At 71.3% G+C, this 19,780-nt stretch carries 13 protein-coding genes; 4 read left to right on the top strand and 9 right to left on the bottom strand.

Annotated features, from left to right (window positions below):
• The first annotated feature begins 50 nt into the window (after nt 1-50).
• Entirely contained in the window at nt 51-1,076 is a 1,026-nt protein-coding gene (locus ACIQMX_RS25865) for a lytic polysaccharide monooxygenase (protein WP_402481537.1), read from the top strand.
• A 41-nt stretch (nt 1,077-1,117) separates the two neighbouring features.
• Here the strand turns inward: ACIQMX_RS25865 and ACIQMX_RS25860 are convergent, their stop codons facing one another.
• From ACIQMX_RS25860 to ACIQMX_RS25850, 3 genes are all read right to left on the bottom strand, one after another.
• Nucleotides 1,118-2,017: an esterase/lipase family protein gene (locus ACIQMX_RS25860; protein WP_402481534.1), complete on the bottom strand. Its 900-nt coding sequence runs from the start codon at nt 2,015-2,017 to the stop codon at nt 1,118-1,120.
• Between the two features lie 208 nt (nt 2,018-2,225).
• Complete coding sequence (locus tag ACIQMX_RS25855) at nt 2,226-3,251, bottom strand: hypothetical protein (RefSeq protein ID WP_402481531.1); 1,026 nt, start codon at nt 3,249-3,251, stop codon at nt 2,226-2,228.
• Nucleotides 3,252-3,283: 32 nt separating this feature from the next.
• Entirely contained in the window at nt 3,284-6,763 is a 3,480-nt protein-coding gene (locus tag ACIQMX_RS25850; RefSeq protein WP_402481528.1) for a DNA polymerase III subunit alpha, read from the bottom strand.
• 161 nt (nt 6,764-6,924) lie between these two features.
• Here ACIQMX_RS25850 and ACIQMX_RS25845 point away from each other — a divergent pair, with 161 nt between their 5' ends.
• Nucleotides 6,925-7,971, top strand: a complete 1,047-nt coding sequence (locus ACIQMX_RS25845) for a DUF3533 domain-containing protein (protein ID WP_402481526.1) — start codon at nt 6,925-6,927, stop codon at nt 7,969-7,971.
• A gap of 227 nt (nt 7,972-8,198) precedes the next feature.
• Nucleotides 8,199-8,696, top strand: a complete 498-nt coding sequence (locus ACIQMX_RS25840; RefSeq protein WP_402481523.1) for a phospholipase — start codon at nt 8,199-8,201, stop codon at nt 8,694-8,696.
• Nucleotides 8,697-8,834: 138 nt separating this feature from the next.
• Here ACIQMX_RS25840 and ACIQMX_RS25835 read toward each other — a convergent pair whose 3' ends face one another.
• The 4 genes from ACIQMX_RS25835 to ACIQMX_RS25820 all read right to left on the bottom strand — a co-directional run bounded on the left by ACIQMX_RS25835 (nt 8,835) and on the right by ACIQMX_RS25820 (nt 13,096).
• Nucleotides 8,835-9,872 (bottom strand): bile acid:sodium symporter family protein, encoded by a 1,038-nt coding sequence (locus ACIQMX_RS25835; protein ID WP_402481520.1) that lies wholly within the window; start codon nt 9,870-9,872, stop codon nt 8,835-8,837.
• The gene (locus tag ACIQMX_RS25830; protein ID WP_402481517.1) at nt 9,863-10,363 is read right to left on the bottom strand and encodes a hypothetical protein; all 501 of its coding nucleotides are present in this window, start codon (nt 10,361-10,363) and stop codon (nt 9,863-9,865) included. The genes ACIQMX_RS25835 and ACIQMX_RS25830 overlap by 10 nt, the downstream gene beginning before the upstream one ends.
• A gap of 200 nt (nt 10,364-10,563) precedes the next feature.
• Nucleotides 10,564-11,430, bottom strand: a complete 867-nt coding sequence (locus ACIQMX_RS25825; protein WP_402481514.1) for an oxaloacetate decarboxylase — start codon at nt 11,428-11,430, stop codon at nt 10,564-10,566.
• 580 nt (nt 11,431-12,010) lie between these two features.
• Nucleotides 12,011-13,096: a S1 family peptidase gene (locus tag ACIQMX_RS25820; protein WP_402481511.1), complete on the bottom strand. Its 1,086-nt coding sequence runs from the start codon at nt 13,094-13,096 to the stop codon at nt 12,011-12,013.
• A gap of 408 nt (nt 13,097-13,504) precedes the next feature.
• Here ACIQMX_RS25820 and ACIQMX_RS25815 point away from each other — a divergent pair, with 408 nt between their 5' ends.
• Entirely contained in the window at nt 13,505-14,380 is an 876-nt protein-coding gene (locus tag ACIQMX_RS25815) for an alpha/beta fold hydrolase (RefSeq protein WP_402481508.1), read from the top strand.
• Between the two features lie 43 nt (nt 14,381-14,423).
• On the opposite strand, the gene fxsT is transcribed toward ACIQMX_RS25815, so the two are convergent.
• Nucleotides 14,424-18,359: an FxSxx-COOH system tetratricopeptide repeat protein gene (gene fxsT, locus ACIQMX_RS25810; RefSeq protein ID WP_402481506.1), complete on the bottom strand. Its 3,936-nt coding sequence runs from the start codon at nt 18,357-18,359 to the stop codon at nt 14,424-14,426.
• Complete coding sequence (gene fsxC / locus ACIQMX_RS25805; RefSeq protein WP_363074047.1) at nt 18,343-19,701, bottom strand: FxsC protein; 1,359 nt, start codon at nt 19,699-19,701, stop codon at nt 18,343-18,345. Before fsxC ends, fxsT begins: the two co-directional genes overlap by 17 nt.
• Nucleotides 19,702-19,780: the final 79 nt, after the last annotated feature.

Here is a 19,780-nt window from a genome sequence, read left to right as displayed (position 1 = left end):
TCCCGGGACGCCCCGCACACCGCCGTGGACCGTTGAAGGAGTACCTCACCATGCCCGCCATCACCCCCGCCCGCCGCAGGGCCGCCGCCGTCGCCGCGCTCGGTGCGGCGCCGCTCGTCCTCACCGTGCTGACCGCCGCCCCCGCCTCGGCGCACGGATCGCTGACGGACCCGGTGAGCCGGGTCTCGGCCTGCTTCGCCGAGGGGCCGGAACACCCGCGGTCCGCCGCGTGCGTGGCCGCGGTCGCGGCCGGCGGCACGCAGGCGCTGTACGACTGGAACGGGGTCAACATCGCCAACGCGGCCGGGAACCACCGGCAGTTGATTCCGGACGGCAAGCTGTGCAGCGCGGGCAACGACAAGTTCAAGGGCCTCGATCTGCCGCGCGCGGACTGGCCGGCCACCGACATGAAGGCGGGCTCCCACACCTTCCGCTTCCGGGCCACCGCACCGCACAAGGGTTCCTTCGCGCTGTATCTCACCACCGCCGGCTACGACCCCACGAAGCCGCTGAAGTGGTCGGACCTGGAGGCGAAGCCGTTCGCCGAGGCCGCCGACCCGGACCTGGTGGACGGTTCGTACGTCTTCGACGGCACCGTTCCCGAGCGTTCGGGGCGTCAGCTGATCTACACCGTCTGGCAGCGGTCGGACTCCCCGGAGGCGTTCTACGCGTGCTCCGACGTGGTCTTCGCGGGCAGCGGCGGCAGCGGCGGCGACGGCAGCGGTTCGGTCGCCGCCGTGCCCGCGCCGTCCGCGTCGGCGCCCTCCGAGCAGGAGATCACCGAAGGGGCGCGGAAGTCCTCGGTCGAGCACGGCGGTCACGGTGACGACGACGCCGGTACGGGCGCGGCCGTCACCGAGGCGGCCGGTGCGACGGCTCCGGCCAATGCCCCGGAACCGGACAGCGCGTCGGGTGACGTCCCCGTGGCGGGGGCCGACAACCTCGCCGAGACGGGCGGCGGCGCCGCCACGGGCCGGCTGGCCATGGGGGGCGCCGCCGCGGTCGCGCTCGGCGCGGTCGCTCTGCTCGTCCCGGCCCGTCGCCGGGCCACCGCGGCGGCCCGGCGCGGACGCTGACGGCCGGTCCGGTCAGTGACCGTTCCGGCCCGGTCCGGTCCCTACCCGATGACCGAGGCGCATGTGGTCGGGGTGGCGTGCGCCGGGTCCAGGGCGTTCGCCACCTCGTGGTAGGCGATCCGGTCGATGGTCCCGATCGCCACATGCTCGGACAGGTCGACCGGGCACAGGTCCTGGAGCAGGACGTTGCGTACGTCCGGCCCGTCCAGGAACTGTGTCCGGTACGGGGTCACGACCTCGTCGTACCTGGTCGCGATGACGGTGTAGTGCACGCCGGGCACGGTGTCGGGGAGCGAGTTGAGCTTGGTGACGAAGGGCGATCCGGCCACCTGGTCGGCGAGCCCCGGCGTGCCGGCGTTCAGCAGGTCCTCGGCGCCGGGGAAGTACGGCAGCAGCTTGGTCAGGCCGAGGAGGGTGGTGCCGTGGTTGTCGGGCGCGAGCCCGACCAGGGCGTTCACCTTGGGCGCTCCGCCGAGGAACTTCAGGTAGTAGTTCGGCATCATGCCGCCCTGGGAGTGGCCGACGAGGTCGGCCTTGGGTGCCCCGGTGGAGGCGAGCACCTTGTCGACGAAGGCGGCGAGCTGTCCGGCCGACTTGTCGATCGGGCCGAGGCCGTTGAACAACGGCACACCGGGAAGCTGCCCGTAGTCGAGCGAGTAGACGCAGTAGCCCCGGTTGACCAGGTAGGGGGCGAGGACGAGCCAGTTGTCGACGGAGTTCCCGAAGGTTCCGTGGACCAGGACGACGGGCCGGGGGTGGGCTGCGGAGGGCTTGCAGGAGTAGTCGTTCCAGCCACGGGAGGTGGCCGTGGCGGTGGTGGTGGTGGGGGTGGCTGCAGCGGCGGTGGCCGTGGGGGTGGCGACTGCGGCGACGGCGAGGAACAGTGCGGCGAGGGTGGTCCGCGCACGTGGGGTACGCGGCGCACGGGTCCAGGGCAGCATCGTATGGTCTCCTTGCGGCTCAAGGGAGTTGCGATGTCTGTGCAGAGGTTGCGATGCCTGTGCACCCTGCGGCCCGGACCACAAGTTCTGACGGCGTTCTATGCGCTCATGCCAACTTACGCACGAGTAAGGTTTCCTGGGAAGTTACGCGTCGGTAAAAACTGACGTGTCGGTAACCGCGGCTTCAGGACAGCTTCCGAGGCGCGGCTCAGGCCGCGAGCCGCCCGGGCATCACGGCCTGTGGCCCGAATCGCGCCCGAAGCCGGTCCGCGACCGCCTCGATCCGCCGGGCCCGTTCGTCGACCGGGTCGAGGGTCAGCTGGTGCGCGGCCCGTCCGGCCTCGCCGAGCCCTTCGGCACGCAGCGCGATCCCCCGCACCCGGGCCCGCTGCAGGGCGAACGAGTCATGGATCCGGTAGGCGAGCGCGGTGAGCTCCGCGGAGTGGGCGGTGGGCTCGCGGAGCGTACGGCTGCGGGTCAGCGTCGCGTATCCGGTCCGGTCGGCGTAGCGCACGGAGACCGCGAGCGAGCGGCACACCTGCCCCTCGCCGCGCATCCTCGCCCCCAGTTCCTCGGTGAGCGACATGAGCGCACGCCGCTGCCGCTCGCGGTCCAGCTCGTCGCGCGGGAAGGTCCGTTCGGCGGCGAGCGAGCGCGCCGCGGCGTTCGGCACGACCCTCGTACGGTCGATGCCGTGCGCCCGCTCCCACAGCTCGCGCCCGGTCCGCACCCCGGTGATCCGTTGCAGGGTACCGAGCGGGGCGGCCGCGATCCGGCCGACGGAGTCGAGTCCGTATCCGCACAGGGTGCGGGCCGTCGCCGCCCCGACGCCGTCCAGCGCGGCGGCCGGCCGGTCCGCGAGGAAGGCGGCGGCCCCGCCGACGGGCACCACGAAGGTCGTCCCGGGCGCGGCCCGCCGCACCGCCATCCGGGCCAGCATCGGGTTCTCGGCCGCCCCGATCGCGCAGTCCGCGCCGTGCAGGGCCAGCGCGCGGACCCGGATCACCGAGGCGAGACCCGCCACGTCCCGCCCGAAGTAGCGCAACGCGCCCCGGACATCGGCGAGCGCGCCGTCGGGCGGCGCCGCCTCGACGAGAGGGGTGAACGAACCGAGCAGGGCGAGCAGCCCCGTATAACCGGCCCCGTCCGGGAGGCCGCCGCCGACCCGGCGGAACCGCAGACAGAGAATCCCGGGCTGCTCACCCACCTCGCTCACCCCGCTCCTCGCACTCATCCCGCTCACCCCACTCGCTCCGCCCTTCCCGTTCATCCCGCACTCCCCGGGCTCTGATGCCACAGCTTCCTTCCGGTGGGTGCCCCTTCGCCGGGCGGCTGGAGGTCGGACCACGGGTTCATCTCATAGCCGGTGGGCATCCGGATCCGGCGGCCGTCGTCGCCGGCGGACGCCTCCTCCTTCTCCGGAGCGACCGCCTCGGCGGGCACCTCCGCCAGCCGGGCCGCGACCGCGTCGAGTCCGCCGGTGCGCCGCAGCTCGGCCAGCTCGGCCAGGTTCCAGGCGGCCGCGCCGACCACGCTCAGGCTCCGCGGCCCGCGCCGCTGCACCACCCCGCGCACCAGCAGCAGCCAGGAGTGGAAGACGGTGTACGCGCAGGCGGCGTGGCTGTCGTCGAAGAAGGCCAGGTCGACCAGGCCCGTACCGTCGTCCAGGGTGGTGAAGACGACCCGGCGCCCGGAGCGGATGGGCGGGGTCTGGGTGGCCGCCTTGGCGCCCGCGACCAGCACGGTGTCTCCGTGCCGCGCCTCGCGCAGCCGCTTGGCCGAGACCGCGCCGAGCTCCTTCAGGAAGGCGTGGTGATCGCCCATCAGATGGCGTGAGACGTCCATGCTCAGCACGCCCAGTTCGGCGCTGAGCCGTTCCGCCTCGTTGAGGTCGGGCAGCCCGATGGAGCCGGTCCGGTGCCCGCCGCCGAGCGGCAGCTGTGCGCCCGAGCCGCCGGATCCCGCGCCGCGCTGGGCGCGGTGCAGTTCGGACAGGTGCAGCAGCAGGTCGCGGCGGTTGGCACCGAACGCGTCCAGCGCGCCGACCTGGGCCAGCCGCTCGGCGGCGGGCTTGCCCGGACGGGCCCGCTGCCAGAAGTCCAGCAGCGAGGTGTAGGGCTGCCCGGCCTCGATCCGGCCGACCTCGGCCGCGCTGATCCCATGCACGTCCGAAAGCGCCAGCCGCAGCCCCCAGGTCTCCCTCCCTCTCCCCCCATCAGACACCAGTTCGATTCGATGAGCGGCCGTCGACCGGTTCACATCCAGGGGCAGCACCGGAACCCCGCGCCGCCGGGCGTCCGCGAGCAGCAGCCGCTTCGGGTACATCCCCGGGTCATGGGTGAGCAGCCCGGCGTAGAAGGCCGCCGGGTGATGCGCCTTCAGCCAGGCCGACTGGTACGTCGGTACGGCGAAGGCCACCGCGTGCGCCTTGCAGAAGCCGTAGCTGCCGAACGCCTCGATGATCTCCCAGGCGCGGGCGATCACCTCGGCACCGTACTTCCGGGCCGCCGCGTGCTGTGCGAACCAGAGCCTGATGCGGCCCTGCGACTCGGGGTCGGAGAGCCCGCGCCGGACCCGGTCGGCCTCGCCCCGGCCGCAGCCGGTCATGAGGTCGACCATCTCGATGATCTGCTCGTGGAAGACCACTACTCCGTACGTCCCGCGCAGCGGTCCCTCCAGGTCGGGGTGCGGATAGCGGACCGGCGCCCGGCCGTGCCGGGCCTCGATGAACGGGCGCACCATGTCGGCGGCGACCGGACCGGGCCGGAACAGCGAGATGTCGACCACCAGGTCGTGGAAGGTGGCGGGCTGGAGCCTGCCGACCAGATCGCGCTGGCCGGGCGACTCGATCTGGAAACAGCCCAGCGTCTCGGCGGACCTGATCAGCCGGTACGTCTCCGGGTCCCCCGGCTCCACGGCGTCCAGGTCCACCTCCTCACCCGAGGCCCGCTTCACCTCCGCGACCGCGTGCGCCATCGCCGACTGCATCCGTACGCCGAGCACATCGAGCTTGAGCAGCCCGAGGTCCTCCACGTCCTCCTTGTCGAACTGCGCCATGGGAAGGCCTTCACCGCTGGTGGGCATGACGGGGGTGCGGCGCAGCAGCGAGGCGTCGGAGAGGAGGACCCCGCACGGGTGCATGGCGATGCCGCGCGGCAGCGCGTCGAGCGCCTCCACCAGCTCCCACAGCCGCCCGTACTTCTCCTTCGTCCTCGCCACCTCGCGCAGTTCGGGCAGTTCCTCCATGGCCGCGAGGGCGTCGCGGGCCCGGATGTGCGGGAAGGCCTTGGCGAGCCGGTCGGTCTCGGCCGGGTTCATGGAGAGCGCGGCACCGACGTCGCGGATGGCGTGGCGCACCCGGTAGGTCTCGGGCATGGCGACGGTGGCGACCCGTTCGGCGCCGAAGCGGCCGATGATCGCCCGGTAGACGTCCAGGCGCCGGGCCGACTCGACGTCGATGTCGATGTCGGGCAGCACGAAGCGCCGCTTGGACAGGAAGCGCTCCATCAGCAGCCCGTGCTCGACCGGGTCGGCGTGGGCGATGCCGAGGAGATGGTTGACCAGGGAGCCGGCCCCGGAGCCGCGCGCGGCCACCCGGATCTTCATCTCCCTTACGTCGTCCACGACTTGGGCGACCGTGAGGAAGTACGAGGCGAAGCCGTGGTGGGCGATGATGTCCAGTTCGTGGTGCATCCGGTCCCAGTACTCGCGCCTGCGGTCGTAGCCGCGCAGCACCATGCCCGCCGCGGCACGGGAGGCCAGCACCCGCTGGGCGGTGCGCCGGTCCGCGCCGACGAGGTGCGGTTCGGGGAAGTGGACGGAGCCGAGGCCGATGTCGCCCCGGGGATCGACCACGCAGGCGTCGGCGGTGCGCCGGGTCTCCGCGAGCAGTCGCGCCCCGGCGCCGGGGCCGAGTCCGGCGGCGGAGGTGATCCGCTCGGCGGTCTCCGCCATCGCGCGGGCGTCCTTGAGCCAGCGCTCACCGCTGTCGAGCGGGGCGCGGCGCGGGTCGACGGGGACGAGCCCGCGCGCGGAGTCGAGCACGTCGGCGACCGGGCCCTGCCCCGGATCGGCGTACCGGACGGCGTTGGTCAGCACGGCCCGTACGCCCTGCTCGGCGGCGAAGCCGACGGTACGGGCGGCGAGCCGCAGCGAACCGGGTCCGGTGCCGTCGCGGCCGTGGTGGACGGCTTCGAGCCGCAGGTCGTCGCCGTACAGCTCCCGCCAGGGGGCGAGCAGGGCGGCGGCCCGGTCGGGCCGGCCGGCGGCCAGCGCCCTGCCGACCTCGGAGGCGGGCCCGAGCAGCACGGTGAGCCCTTCGGCGGGCAGCGCGGAGCGTCCGACCAGGGGCCGGCCACCATCGGGGACGGCGGCGTGGGCGGCGGTGACGAGGCGGCAGAGCTCGGCCCAGCCCTGGGCGCCGTCGCGGGCGAGGAAGGTGACCCGGGGTGCGGATTCATCGACAAAGGCACCACCGCGGACCGGGGTCCGCAGCCGGGACGTACGCCCGTCGCCCTCCACGCGCACGACGGGGGCCACGGCGAGTTCCACCCCGAAGAGCGGCCGCACCCCCGCCCGCTCGCACGCCTTGGCGAACCGGACCGTACCCGCCAGGGTGTCGCGGTCGGTCAGCGCGAGGGCGTCCATCCCCCGCTCCTCGGCGCGCTCCGCCAGCCGCTCCGGGTGCGAGGCCCCGTACCGCAGGGAGAACCCGGAAACGGTATGCAGATGCGTGAACCCGGGCACCCGCACCTCCTGAACCAATCCGTACTCACCACCCCCTCGCTCTCCACCATAGACCAAGTTTCGAACATTCGTACGATACCCGGAGGCGGGCCGCCCCCGCCCTTCCACCATTCGGCCCGGCCCCGACTGCGTGAGCGCCGGGCACCCCGGAGCGTGGGGGCATGACTTTCGTCGACGAGGTGAAGAACGCCGTCACTCCACGGGCCGCCCTGCTCGTCATCGGCGTACTGGCGCTGCAACTGCTGTTCATCGCGTCCTACATCGGAGCGCTCCACAACCCGAAGCCGACGGACGTCCCCTTCGGCGTCGTCGCACCCCAGCAGGTGTCCGCCCGGCTCGTGACCGAGCTGAAGAACCTCCCCGGCGACCCCCTGGACCCCCGCGCGGTCGCCGACGCGGCGACCGCCCGCCGGCAGATCCTCGACCGCGAGATCGACGGCGCCCTGATCGTCAACCCCCGGGGCACGACCGACGCCGTGCTGGTCGCCTCCGGCGGGGGCACCGTCCTGGCCACCTCCCTGACCAAGATCATCAAGGAGGTCGAGTTCACTCAGCACCGCACCGCCCGCGCCGTGGACGTGGCCCCGGCCTCGGACCAGGACTTCGACGGGCTGTCCTCGTTCTACCTGGCCGTGGGCTGGTGCGTGGGCGGCTACCTCTGCGCCTCGATCCTGGCGATCAGCGCGGGCAGCCGTCCCGCCAACCGTCAGCGCGCGGTGATCCGGACCGGCGTCATGGCGCTGTACTCGATCGCGGGCGGGATCGGCGGCGCGATCATCATCGGCCCGATCCTCGGCGCCCTGCCCGGAAGCTTCTGGGGACTGTCGGGCCTGGGCGCCCTGACCGTCTTCGCGGTCGGCATGATCACCCTCGCCCTGGAGGCGCTCACCGGCATCGTCGGCATCGGCCTGGCCGTCCTGATCGTCGTGATCGCGGGCAACCCGAGCGCGGGCGGCGCCTTCCCGCTCCCGATGCTCCCGGACTTCTGGCGGGCGATCGGCCCCGCCCTGCCGCCCGGGGCCTCCACCTGGACGGCGCGCTCGATCGCGTACTTCCGGGGCAACGCGGTGACCGGACCGCTGCTGGTGCTGTCCGCGTGGGCGGTGGTGGGCACGGTCATCACCCTGCTGATGGCACTGCGGAGGAAGCCGGACACGGCGGACGCCCCGCTCGCGGGGGCTGCGGGCGGGGGCTCGACGCCGGTGTAGGGAAGGACGGCCGCGCAACCGTCCGCGCTCCCCGCTGCCGCCCCCGCCCGCGAGCGGGGGCGGCAGCGGCGTCCCCATGGCCATCGCTCGACGAACGCCTCAATTCCCGGCGTCCAGCCGGTTCAACGACTAGGCATGACAGGTACATGGCGGCATCCTGGGGCGACCTCATGAACCCCACGAGGTACACGGCCACCCCGACTCCTTCTCACCCCACGGAGACTGCCATGCGTCGCCACGTCGCCATGCTGCTCGGCACCGTCGCCCTCTCACTCCCGCTCGGCCTGCTGCCCGCCGCATCCGCTTCGGCCGCCCCCGCGGACAAGCCCCAGGTCCTCAGCTCATGGACCCAGACCAGCGCCTCCAGCTACAACGCATGGAGCGCCGCCCGCAACAACAAGGGCGCATGGTCCGCGTACGGCTTCGACTGGTCGACGGACTACTGCAGCACCTCCCCCGACAACCCGTTCGGCTTCCCGTTCCAGACGGCCTGCGCCCGCCACGACTTCGGGTACCGCAACTACAAGGCCGCCGGCACGTTCTCCGCCAACAAGGCCCGCCTGGACTCCGCCCTGTACGCGGACCTCAAGCGTGTCTGCGCCGCCTACTCCGGCGCGACGCTGACCTCGTGCAACGCCACGGCCTGGACGTACTACCACGCGGTGGACATCTTCGGGGTCGCACCGGCCAAGGCGGACTCCCTCGGACTGTCCCGGGCCGCCTGACCGGCGCTCCCGCCAGGAGGTCCGGGCCACATCGTTGCCCGGACCTCCCTGGTTCGCCGGGCCGCGACGGCTGCCCCACCGCACTGTGCCTCACCACCGCGAGAAGCCGGCTGATCGCCGCCCGATCCCCGGCCGTTGTCAGACCGTGGTGGCCGGAGCGGGAGAGACGGCCGACCGCTGGTCGTCCGTCACCACGGGCCCGCTCCAGCGACGGGCGATGCCGGCACACACCATGAGCTGAAGGGTGTGATAGAGCATCAAGGGGAGCACGGCCAGTCCCACGTCCTTCCCGGCGAACAGGACGCCGGCGATGGGCAGTCCACTGGCAAGACTCTTGGTCGAGGCGCAGAAGACGACGGTGGCACGGTCCTCATGCCCCACGCCGAGCCTCCTGGTCACCAGAGCGGTCAGAGCCAGGACCAGGGCGAGAAGCAGCGCGCACAGCATCAGCAGCACGCCGAGCCGCGCCGGGGAGAGCCGTCCCCAGATTCCGGCCTCGACACCCTGGCTGAAAGCGGAGTAGACCACCAGCAGGATGGATCCGCGGTCGCACACGAGGGTGATCCGGCGGTGCCGGGTGACCCAGTCCGCGATCCAGGGCCGCGCCGCCTGCCCGAGCACGAAGGGCACGATCAGCAGCACCACGATGCTCAGCATCTGGTCCGTCGAGAACCGCACACCACCACTCGACGCCGGGCGCAGCAGGGCGGCGGCGAGCAAGGGCGTCAGGAACACACCCAGCAGGCTGGAGAACGACGAGGAACAGATCGCGGCGGCCACATTGCCCCGGGCCAGCGAGGTGAAGGCGACGGCCGACTGAACCGTGGACGGCAGTACGCACAGAAAGAGCAGACCGGCGGCGAGATCCGGACTGAGCACGGACGCCGGCAGCGCGGTGAACGCCAGGCCGAGCACGGGGAAGACCACAAAGGTGAAGCACAGGATGGGCAGGTGCAGCCGCCAGTGCCGCATTCCGGAGAAGGCCGCCTGCGGGGAGAGCCGGGCGCCGTAGACGAAGAACAGCAGCCCGATCGCCACGGTGGTGGCCCCGCCGACGGCATCCGCGGACGCGCCCCTGGCCGGCAGCAACGCCGCGAGACCGATGGTGGCGAGCAGCGCCAGGACGTACCGGTCTACGCGGCGCGACAGGGCGCGCGCGGACGAGGTCAGGGACACGCCCGATGCCCTTCCCGCGGCGCGGCGGTCCCGGACCCGCACGGCCTCGCCTCCTGCGGACCGGCGCCATCGGCTCCGGCGTTCCGCGCAGTGCCGGGGGCGGTGTCCCGGTCGGCGTCGCCCTCCGGGTCGTCGCCACCGGCTGCCGCTCCCACCTCGCGCTCGTCCTCCTCCGCCTCATCATCGCCCTGCTCCACCGGAGCGGCCTGAAGCCGTGCGTCCGAAGGCCCCGCGACGTTCTGCTCGATGGCGCCCCCGCCACCGTCGTGGTCGCTGCCCGCCGTTCCCCTGCTCAGCGGCCCGAGCACGTTGAGCGTTCTGTCGACCTCCAGCCAGGAGTCGGCGTTGGAATTGTCGATGGTGATCAGCGAGGGGCCGTGTACCGTTTCCATGCCTCCGTCGGGGGCGTCGGCCCGCGCGGTGCCTTCCGTGAACTGCGCCGCGCACAGCACGCCGACGGCGAGCGCCAAGGTGGCTCGTGCCCTGGGCACGGTGGATCGCATCATTTCTGTTCCCGCTTCTCGGACGTGGTGTCCGTGACTGTCGTGATGAACGTGCGGCCACGTACGGGCCGGCACTACGGGCCGGCCCGTACGTGGCTCCGGGCGCGCAGCCTGCCCGGGCACCCGCGCACGGCGGGGTCGGGCGCTCCGGGTCCCGTCCCCGGATGCGGCTTCCCAGGCGGTCCGCCTCAGGCGGAGACGAACCGGGGTTCGGCCGGGTGGTGCCGGCTGATGTTCCTCTCCAGCAGTTCGGTGGAGGCCCGCACACCCACCGACGAGCCGGGCGAGAACTCCGGGAGCCGTCCGTCCGCCTGCTTCAGCTCGCTGAGTGCGGTGTCGATGGCCGTGTGTGCGGCAAACAGGCAGGGCGTGCTGTAGATGGCCACCTGGCATTCCAGGTCGGTGAGTTCGGACAGCGAGAGCCTCGGAGACTTGCCGCCCGCGATCTGGTTGAAGAGCAACGGCCTGTCGTTGATGACCTTCCGGATCCGGCGGATCCATTCGACATCCCGCACCCCGTCCACCAGCACCACGTCGGCGTCGGTCTCCGCGAGCGCCTGGGCGCGGCGCAGGATGTCCTCCTCCTCGGTGGCGTCCGTACGGGCCACGACCACGAGGTCCCCCCGGTTCTCGAGGACGAGGTTCAGCTTCTCGAGGTACTCCTCCAGCGGCAGCACCGTCTTGCCCTCGGCGTGGCCGCACCGGCGCGGACGCTTCTGGTCCTCCAGAATGACTCCGGACGCCCCGCTCCGCTCCAGTCGCCGCACCACATGGCACGCCACCTCCGGGTCGACGTATCCGTCATCGATATCGACCAGCAGATGGTGGGACGGGAAGGCGAGCCGGAGCCGTTCGACGAAGGCGACCATGTCCGGCCACGCGATGAAGCCGATGTCCGGCAGCCCGTAGTAGGACGCCGCGAAACCGAACCCGGACACGAAGAAGCCGTCGTAGTGCCGGGCGGCCACCGACGCCGAGTACATGTCGTAGATGCCGACGAGCGGGGTGGTTCCGGGCGTATGGATCTGCTCGCGCAGGGCGCTTCCGTAGCGCATGTCTCTCTCCTTGGATGCGGCCGTGAAACGGCCGTGCCGGCCGGCCCCGCACCAGAGGCGGAGTCAGGTCCGACGGGGCTGTCGCGTGGATGGGAAACGGAATCGTGAAGGCCGGTCCGCCCTCGGCCGACAGCTGCGGCACTTGGCGACGGCATGCACACGCGCAGGAAGGGATTTCCCTTCACCTTTGCGGGTACCTGCATACATATACCGGCCTTTGCCAACAATTTTCATGTCGACACGCACGCCGTCGCGCGAGCCGTGACGGGCCACCCGTTCGGGATGCCGTGACGGGATCCCGACGACCGGAAACAGGCCAATCATGCCTATCTGGCCAGCAATTGAAGAGTGAAGGAAGAGATCCGCGCTCCGGGAGGAGCACTCCGAACCCATGGACCGAACGCGTCGGACGGAAGCCGGCCGGGGCCATGGCGGCTCCGGCAAGACGAATCGTTCCCGCAAAACTATGCGACGCCGGAGGCGGACAGCCACACACGGGACCTCGCGCATTCAGGGCCACGGGACACAGAGGAATGGCCCCCGGCGTCGCCGGGGGCCATTCACCACTGCGGGAGAGCTGTCAGCCGATCTCCGCCCCGAACGCCGCCAGCGCCTCCGGCACCGGCTGGAAGAACGTCTCGCCGCCCGAGGAGCAGTCGCCGCTGCCGCCCGAGGTCAGGCCGATCGCCGTGTCGCCGGCGAAGAGCGAGCCGCCGCTGTCGCCCGGCTCGGCGCAGACCGTCGTCTGGATGAGGCCGTTGACGATGTCGCCGTTGCCGTAGTTGACCGTGGCGTCGAGGCCGGTCACCTCGCCGTCGTGCACCTGGGTGGTGGAGCCGCTCCGCGTCACCGTCATCCCGACGGTCGCCTCGCCCGCCTTGGTGATCGGCTGGGCGGAGCCGTTGTAGAGGTCGACCTCGCTGGGGTGCGCGGTGTCCGAGGTGTACTTCACCAGGCCGTAGTCGTTGTCGGGGAACGAGGAGCCCGCGTTCGTGCCGATCTCCGCGCCGCCCTGGGAGTCCGACCAGCTGGAGATCGCCTCCGTGCAGTGGCCGGCGGTCAGGAAGTACGGTGCGCCGTCCTTGACCACGTTGAAGCCGAGCGAGCAGCGCCCGCCGTTGCCCCAGATCGCGTCGCCGCCCGCGATGAAGGGCTTGAACTCCCCGGCGGTCCGCTTGAGTTCGGCCTTGCCGCCCAGCTCCTGGACCACCGAGCCGAGCCTCTGCCAGGCATCGCCCCCGACCGTGCGGTCCGCGGTGACGACCACCTTGTTGCTGACCGGGTCGACGGCCCATGAGGTGCCGGGGATCGCGGCCTTGACGGTCAGGGTCTGCCGGGCCGACTTCAGCTCGGCGAGCGAGTTCTGCACGACTCTCGCCCTGCCGCCCGCCTGCCGCACCTGTTCGGCGGCCGCCTCGTCGACCACGTTCACCACGAGGTTCTTGGCGGTGGCGTCGTAGTACGCGCCGGCCGCGTCGGTGCCCAGGTCCTTGCCCAGACCGGTGGCGAGCTTTCCGGCCGCCACCGCGTCGAGCGTCCGCGCGGTGAACTGCGGTACGTCGTCACTGGCGTTCGCACTCTGGAACGTCACTCCGGCCGCGACCAGGGCGACCACGGCCGACCCGGCCAGCACTGCGCGCTTCCTGGACATGCGTCGATGCTTCAACTTCGACCTCCTGTGGGGCCGCGCACGGATGATGTGGGGTCACCCGTACGCGGAGGATGGGGCGCCCACTATTCCGACCGGGCAGATAGCACACAAGGCCGACTTCAGGACGCACACACGACACCACCGGTTCGGTCGTGCCACGTTCACTTCCGGAGGTCGGGGGCCTTGGGTTCCATCTGCGAACACCCGGTGCGACCGCGCGGTCGGCAACGGGTGAGGACTAGTCCTGTCCGGTATTGACCCCTGCGGATCCGCCTCCCGGCGCACGCCGGTCCCCCCGCCTCCTCGCCGGCCGCCCAGATTCTCCCCACGCGCCATGCCGGGATCGCCTCTGATAGGCCATCATCGGATGGTGCGGGGAAAGCCGGGCACGTCGTGCCCGCAGGAATCGCGAGGAGGCACGGAGTGCGCAGTCGGGTGCGCGCGGCCGACGGGCGGCAACTGGTGGTGGAGCGTCTGGGGGATCCTCGCGGGAGACCGGTCTTCCTGCTGCACGGGATGCCCGGCAGCAGGCTCGGTCCGGCGCCGCGCGGCATGGTGCTGTACCAGCGCAAGACACAACTGATCACCTACGACCGGCCGGGATACGGCGACTCCGACCGACTGCCGGGCAGATGCGTCGCCGACGCGGTGCAGGACGTACGGGCCATCGCCGACCATATCGGGCTCGACCGGTTCGCCGTGGTGGGCCGGTCCGGCGGCGCCTCTCATGCTCTGGCCTGCGCCGCGCTGATGCCCGAGCGGGTCACCCGTACCGCCGCCCTGGTCGGTCTGGCCCCCCGGGACGCCGAGGGTCTCGACTGGTTCGAGGGGATGGCCCCCTCGAACGTACTGGCCTACACCACGGCACGTTCCGATCCGGACGGGCTCGCCGAGTCGTTCATCTCGCGGTCCGCGGTGATCAGGAAGAACCCGCTGCGGCTGATCGACGACCTGCGCCGGGAGCTGACCGACTCCGACCGGATGGTGGTCAACGACGTCGGCGTGCGCACCATGCTGTTGCGCAACTACCGTGAAGGGCTGCGCACTTCGGCGTACGGCTGGATCGACGACGCGCTCGCGTTCAGTCACCCCTGGGGGTTCGACCCGGCCGCCATCACCGGCCCGGTACTGCTGTGGCACGGCGAGAAGGACGTGTTCTCGCCGGTCGGGCACACCCGCTGGCTGGCGAGCCGCATCCCGGGCGCCAGGGTCGTGGTGGAACCGGCGGCCGCGCACTTCGACGCGCTGCACGCGCTCCCCCGCATCCTCACCTGGCTGCTGGACACGTCCAGGATCTGAGCGGCGGGAGCGTCCGGCCACCGGCCGGACGCTCCCGCGTGCCTCACACCGCCTGCGGCTCCAGTTCACGCTGGAACCGGCGGTCCTCCCGGGCGATCCGGGTGAGCGGATGGTCCTCACCGAGCTGCCGGGTCAGCTCATCGACCGTCTCCGCCCTGACATGGTGCGCCTCGTCCTTGCGCCCCATCGCACCGAGGGTGACCGCCATGTTCGACTTCATGGCCAGCGTCTCCGGATGGTGCGCGCCCAGCACGTCCCGGAACTGCACCGCCAGTGACCGCTCGGTCTTCAGCACCAGGTCGATATCGCCGCGCTCCGCCGTGGCGTTGGCCAGGTTCATCACGCTGAACAGGGTGTTGGGGTGCTCCCGCCCGTACACCTCGCGCATCGAGGCGACCACCCGGGTCAGCACCTGCTCCGCCTCATCGGACGCACCGGTCCCCCAGAGGTAGACGCCCAGGTTGTTCAGGGCGGCCAGGGTGTACGGGTGCTTCTCGCCCGGCACCTTCATGTACTGGTCCACGACCTCCTGGGCCGTGGTCCGGGCCTCGGCCGCCTCCCCCGCCGCGAACAGGTCGGCCGCCAGATTGAGGTCGCAGGCCAGCGACTCCGGGTTGGCGGAGGTGTACTTGGCCCGGTACCGGGCCCGGGTCGCCACCGTGAGCCGGCGGGCATCCTCCAGTCTGCCCGCCCGGCGCAGCGAGACGGCCAGGCTCTTGGCCGCACTGAGCGTGCCGGGGAAGGACCGGCCCAGGGTGGCCTTGTAGCTGTCGTACGTACGGCTGAGGATGCCGACCGAGTCCTCGTACCGGCCGACGTCCCGCAGGTCACGGGCCAGGTTCATGGCCGAGGAGAGGCTGTACGGGTGTTCCTCGCCGAGCACCTCCCGGCGCCGGTCGAAGACGTCCTGGTCGATCTCGCGGGCCTTGGCGTACTGCCCGACGGACCTCAGGGTGAACGCCAGGTTGTTGGCCGCCGCCAGGGCCCGGGGGTGTGCGTCGTGGAAGATCTGGTTGAACCCGTCGGTGGCCTCGGTCGCCAGCTCGATCGCCCTGGTGTACTCGCCGAGCGTGCCGAGGTCCGTGGCCAGGCTGCTGGTGCTCATGTACGTGTGCGGATGCTCCGGTCCGAGCACCTCCCGCTGTGTCGCCAGGGTGATCTCGTCGAGCTCCATGGCTTCCACGTAACGGCCGCGCGAGCGGTAGATGTTGGACAGGTGGAAGCAGAGGTAGAGGTACTGGATGTCCCGCTCCCCCAGCGTCTCGCGCCAGACCTGGCGCAGGTCCTCGCAGAGCGTGGTGGCCGTCCTGAAGTCACCGCGCTTCCACAGGTAGCGCACCCGGTCGATCAGGAGCCTGCGGGCCTCGGGCTCCTTGCAGTTGCGGGCGTCGGACGGGCCCAGGTGCGGCCATATCGTGGCGAACTGCGGCCAGTTGGCAGGGTTGTCGATCGGCTCGTCGTCATCGGGCCTGGCGCCCGCCAGGATGCGGTGGACGGCGTGCCGGGCGTCCCGCTGCTCCTCCTCGGTGAGCTGGGCCCGGATGACGGCCTGGACCAGCCGGTGGACCTGGATGGAGTTGGAGACCTGGTCGACCTTGGCGAGGGCGAACCGGCCGATCTCCCGGATGACGCGGCCCAGCACCAGCTTCTCCTGGAGCGAGGCGTCGTACGGTTTGAGCGCCTCGATCATCTCCTTGCTGTACAGCAGGTTCCCCGAGATGGGCTCGGGGGCGAAGAAGGCGCAGAGCTGGAGAAGGCGCACCGCCGCGGGCGAGCGTTCCTTGAGGCGCTGGATGGAGATGTTCCAGGTCGCGGCGACCGGCTCGGGGTATCCGGCCGGCTGGTTGAGCGCCAGGACCTCCGGGGCCTGCTGGGCCAGCTGTTCCAGGTAGGTGTCGATCGGGGTGGCGGTCTCCGCGATCCACGCGGCCGCCTGTTCGACGGCGAGCGGCAGGTCGCCCACCGCCGTGGCCACCTGGGCGGCGTCCTCGTCGCTCAGCCCCGGCGCCCTGCGCTGGAGGTGTTCGATGGACTCCTCGCGCAGGAAGACGTCGACGGGCAGTGCGTCGCCGTGCTGGGACCAGGCCTGGTTGCGGGAGGTGACCAGGATGTGGCCGGAGCCGCCCTGCGGGAAGTAGCGCCGGAGCCGTTCGGGGTCGTCGGCGTTGTCGAAGACCAGCAGCCAGCGGTCCGAGGGCACGCCTCGGCGCAGCAGGTCGACGGCCTCCTGGGAGGCGGCGGCCATGTCGTCGCCGCCCTGGGCGCCGAGGCGGACGGCGAGTTCGGCGAGACCGGCGACCACGTCGTCGGTCTGCTCGGACGATATCCACCAGACCAGGTCGTAGTCGGCCATGAACCGGTGCACGTACTCCAGGGCGACCTGGGTCTTGCCGACGCCGCCGAGTCCGTACAGGGTCTGCGGCTGCGGCAGCACGACGGCCATGCCGCCGCCGAGCTGGTCGCGCATCCGCTCCAGGACCAGGGAGCGGCCGGTGAAGCCGGGGTTGCGCGGAGGCGCGTTCCAGATACGGGGGACGGTGCCGGGGAAGCGGGGGCCGGGCGAGACCGCGTCGGTGAGCTGGACGGGCCGGTCCAGGGCGCGTAACAGGGCAGCCGTGGCGTGCACCTCGTCGAGGCGGAACAGATCGACGGGGTTGCGGTCGATGAAGGCCGCGGACAGCCGTACGTCACCGACCCTGAGCGGCAGCAGATGACGCCGCCCGCCGCCCGGGTCCTCGGCGACGGCCCGGTCCCAGAGGTTCACCCCGCGCTGCGACTTCAGATAGGCACTGGAGAGCAGCACCACGGTCCGCACCGCGTTCGGGGCCTCGCCGGACGTCGTCTCCTGCGGCCCGCGCTCGGCGGACACGTCGCGGGGCACGACGCGGAAGCCGGCGCGGGTGAGCACGGACTCGATCCAGTCGGCCCACATCCGGTTCTCCGCCACGTAGCTGAGGAAGAGATCGGCGGGCAGCGCGGGCCTGCGCCGGGTGAAGGCGTCACGGATGCGCAGCCGCACCTCTTCCCCGACCTGGGGCATCGAGGTGATCTCCTGGCCGGTGATGACGGAGGTGAGCCGTTCGAAGGCGGAGAGGAGGGAGTTGGTGAGCCCCGCCTCGTCACCGAAGGTGGCCAGCGTCTCCTCGTACGCGTAGTAGGGGCGGTACGGGATCTCCACCGCGCCCCAGTAGGCGGTGAGTTCGTCGCCCGAGAGGTCGCGCGGCAGCCGGTCGAACTTCAGCCGGGCCAGGGCCCGTCCGGCGTCGGCCTTCTCCTTCTCGCCCTCGTCGATCCGCATCGGGACGGGGAAGATGGAGATGGGGCGGCCGGTGTACCGCTCGGAGATCTGCCGGGCGACCGAGGCCGCGCCGTCGATGGACTGGTCGCTGAGGGTGAAGCAGTCGACGAGCACATCGGGCAGGTGCACGGTGCAGATGTCGGCGATGTCGCTGAGGCCGGTGCGGCTGTCGATGAGGACGTAGTCGTAGTTGGCCTTCATGTCGTCGCGCAGGGCGTCGAAGAAGTGGCCGCCGCCGAGCCGGTCGTAGAAGTTGTCCCAGTCGAACGTGGAGACGGTCGCGGAGTATTCGCGGTTCTGCCGTCCGGCGGAGACGAAGTCGAGCGTTCCCCCCTGCGGGAACTCCCAGCCGAGGGCCTCGGGGGTGAGCGAGACGGCGTGCGGCTGGATCCGCGCGTAGTCCCGGTGCCAGTCGTCGGCCCGTTGCACCGGGCTGGTCGCGGCCCAGGCGTACTCGGTGATCAGGTCGATGACCCCGGTGGTGGCGCCGAGTGTCGAGGGATCGAGGAACGGGTGGAAGAACCGGTGCAGTCCGGGTGCCTCCAGGTCCCAGTCGACGGCCAGCACCCGTTTGCCGTTGGCGGCGAGGATCCAGGCGGTGTTGGCCAGGGCCATGGTGCGCCCCGTACCACCCTTGTACGAGTAGAAGGTGACGATGCGCCCGTCACGACCGGCCGTCATCCGTGTCCTCCGCATCCGTCGAAGCGTCATGTGTCCCGGGGATGTACTGGGTCTGCGCCATCGGCCCCATCAGGCGGGTCCGTTCGGTGGGGCCTCCGCCGCCGGTGGCGGGCAGATAGACGGCCGCGTGTCTCAGATACTGCTGGGCGGCCGCCTCGACCACCTGCGGCAGGATCTGCCCGAAGGCCTCCATGCTCGGTACGCCTTTGGCGGCGACGCGGCAGTAGGCCCGGCCCTGGCTCATCTTGGTCGGCATGGTCCGTTCCAGCTTGGCGGTCAGCTCGGCCTCCGCGGCTCTGCTCTCGTGGTCGTCGCGGTTCCAGGGCACGACCATCGTCACCCAGGGGCGGTTCTCCGCGTCGAAGGCGGCGAGCCGCCGGCACCGGTCCTCGTCCTGGAGCGCCCAGCGGTCGACGAGCAGGATCTCCGGGGTGGTCGGAGGCTGTTTGCCGGCCGGAAGGCCGGCCTCCTCGTCGAAGGAGGCGATGGTGGCCTGGTAGTTGAGGGAGCGCACCAGGTCCTCGGCGACGTAGGCCAGGGGCCGTGCGGAGTCCGGGTGGTAGGGGTTCCAGTCCTGCGGGTTGTCGCCGTAGTAGTCGGCGTTGCGGCCCTCGGGCAGGTCATGGCGGGTGGCTGCGGCGATGGTCACCTGCATGGGGCGGGGTCCGCCCGCTCCGCCGCCGCTCGAACCGAAGGCACTGGGGGCCAGCCGGTAGTCGACGGGCCGGCCGGTTCCGATCCTCACGGTGTCGGCGACGCTGACGATGCGTTTGGCGAGCTCGTACACCGCGCGCTCGTACTCCTCGTTGAAGAGTTTGAGCTTGATCAGTCCGTACAGTCCGTCGCTGACGTAACGGTCCCCGAAATCACGGTGGTTGAACTGTAATCGTTCGGCCGGTCCGGGCAGCTGGCTGGGCGGGACCGGAACCCAGAGCGCCGGGACGATCGCCTCGGCGGGCTGATTGGAGCGGGCCCGGTGGTGAATGGCCCGCTGGGCGAAGGCGTACCATTCCTTGCCGCACATCTCGCTGGCGAAGTAGCGCGGCGAGAACAGCGGTACGAACACCCGGCAGGTGGCGAGCACTTCGCCGAGCCGTTCCGACCAGCCCTCGCCGGAACGTATCTCGCGGTCGATGAAGCCGGCGGGTGCTCCCGCGGGCAGATCGGTCATGGCCATCACATGGCCGCAGAGATCCTGGAAGAGCCGCTCGACCCACATGTCGGGGTCCGTGCCACCGCCGTACCCCGGTGTGTGGGCATAACTCAAGAAGAAGTACGGCCGATGGTCCGCCGCTCGCTGCTGCGTCGTCGCGTGCACACGACCCCCGTCCTGTGTGAGCACCCGCACCCGAGGAGTGAAGAGAATGCGAGCGAATTCATCATTCCGGAGCGGACCTTGCTCCACCCCCATGACGTTCGGT

The sequence above is a fragment of the Streptomyces sp. NPDC091416 genome (genome assembly GCF_044756845.1).
GTDB lineage: Bacteria > Actinomycetota > Actinomycetes > Streptomycetales > Streptomycetaceae > Streptomyces.
Note: the sequence above shows the minus strand (reverse complement) of the source record. Positions and strands in the feature narration are given on the sequence as shown.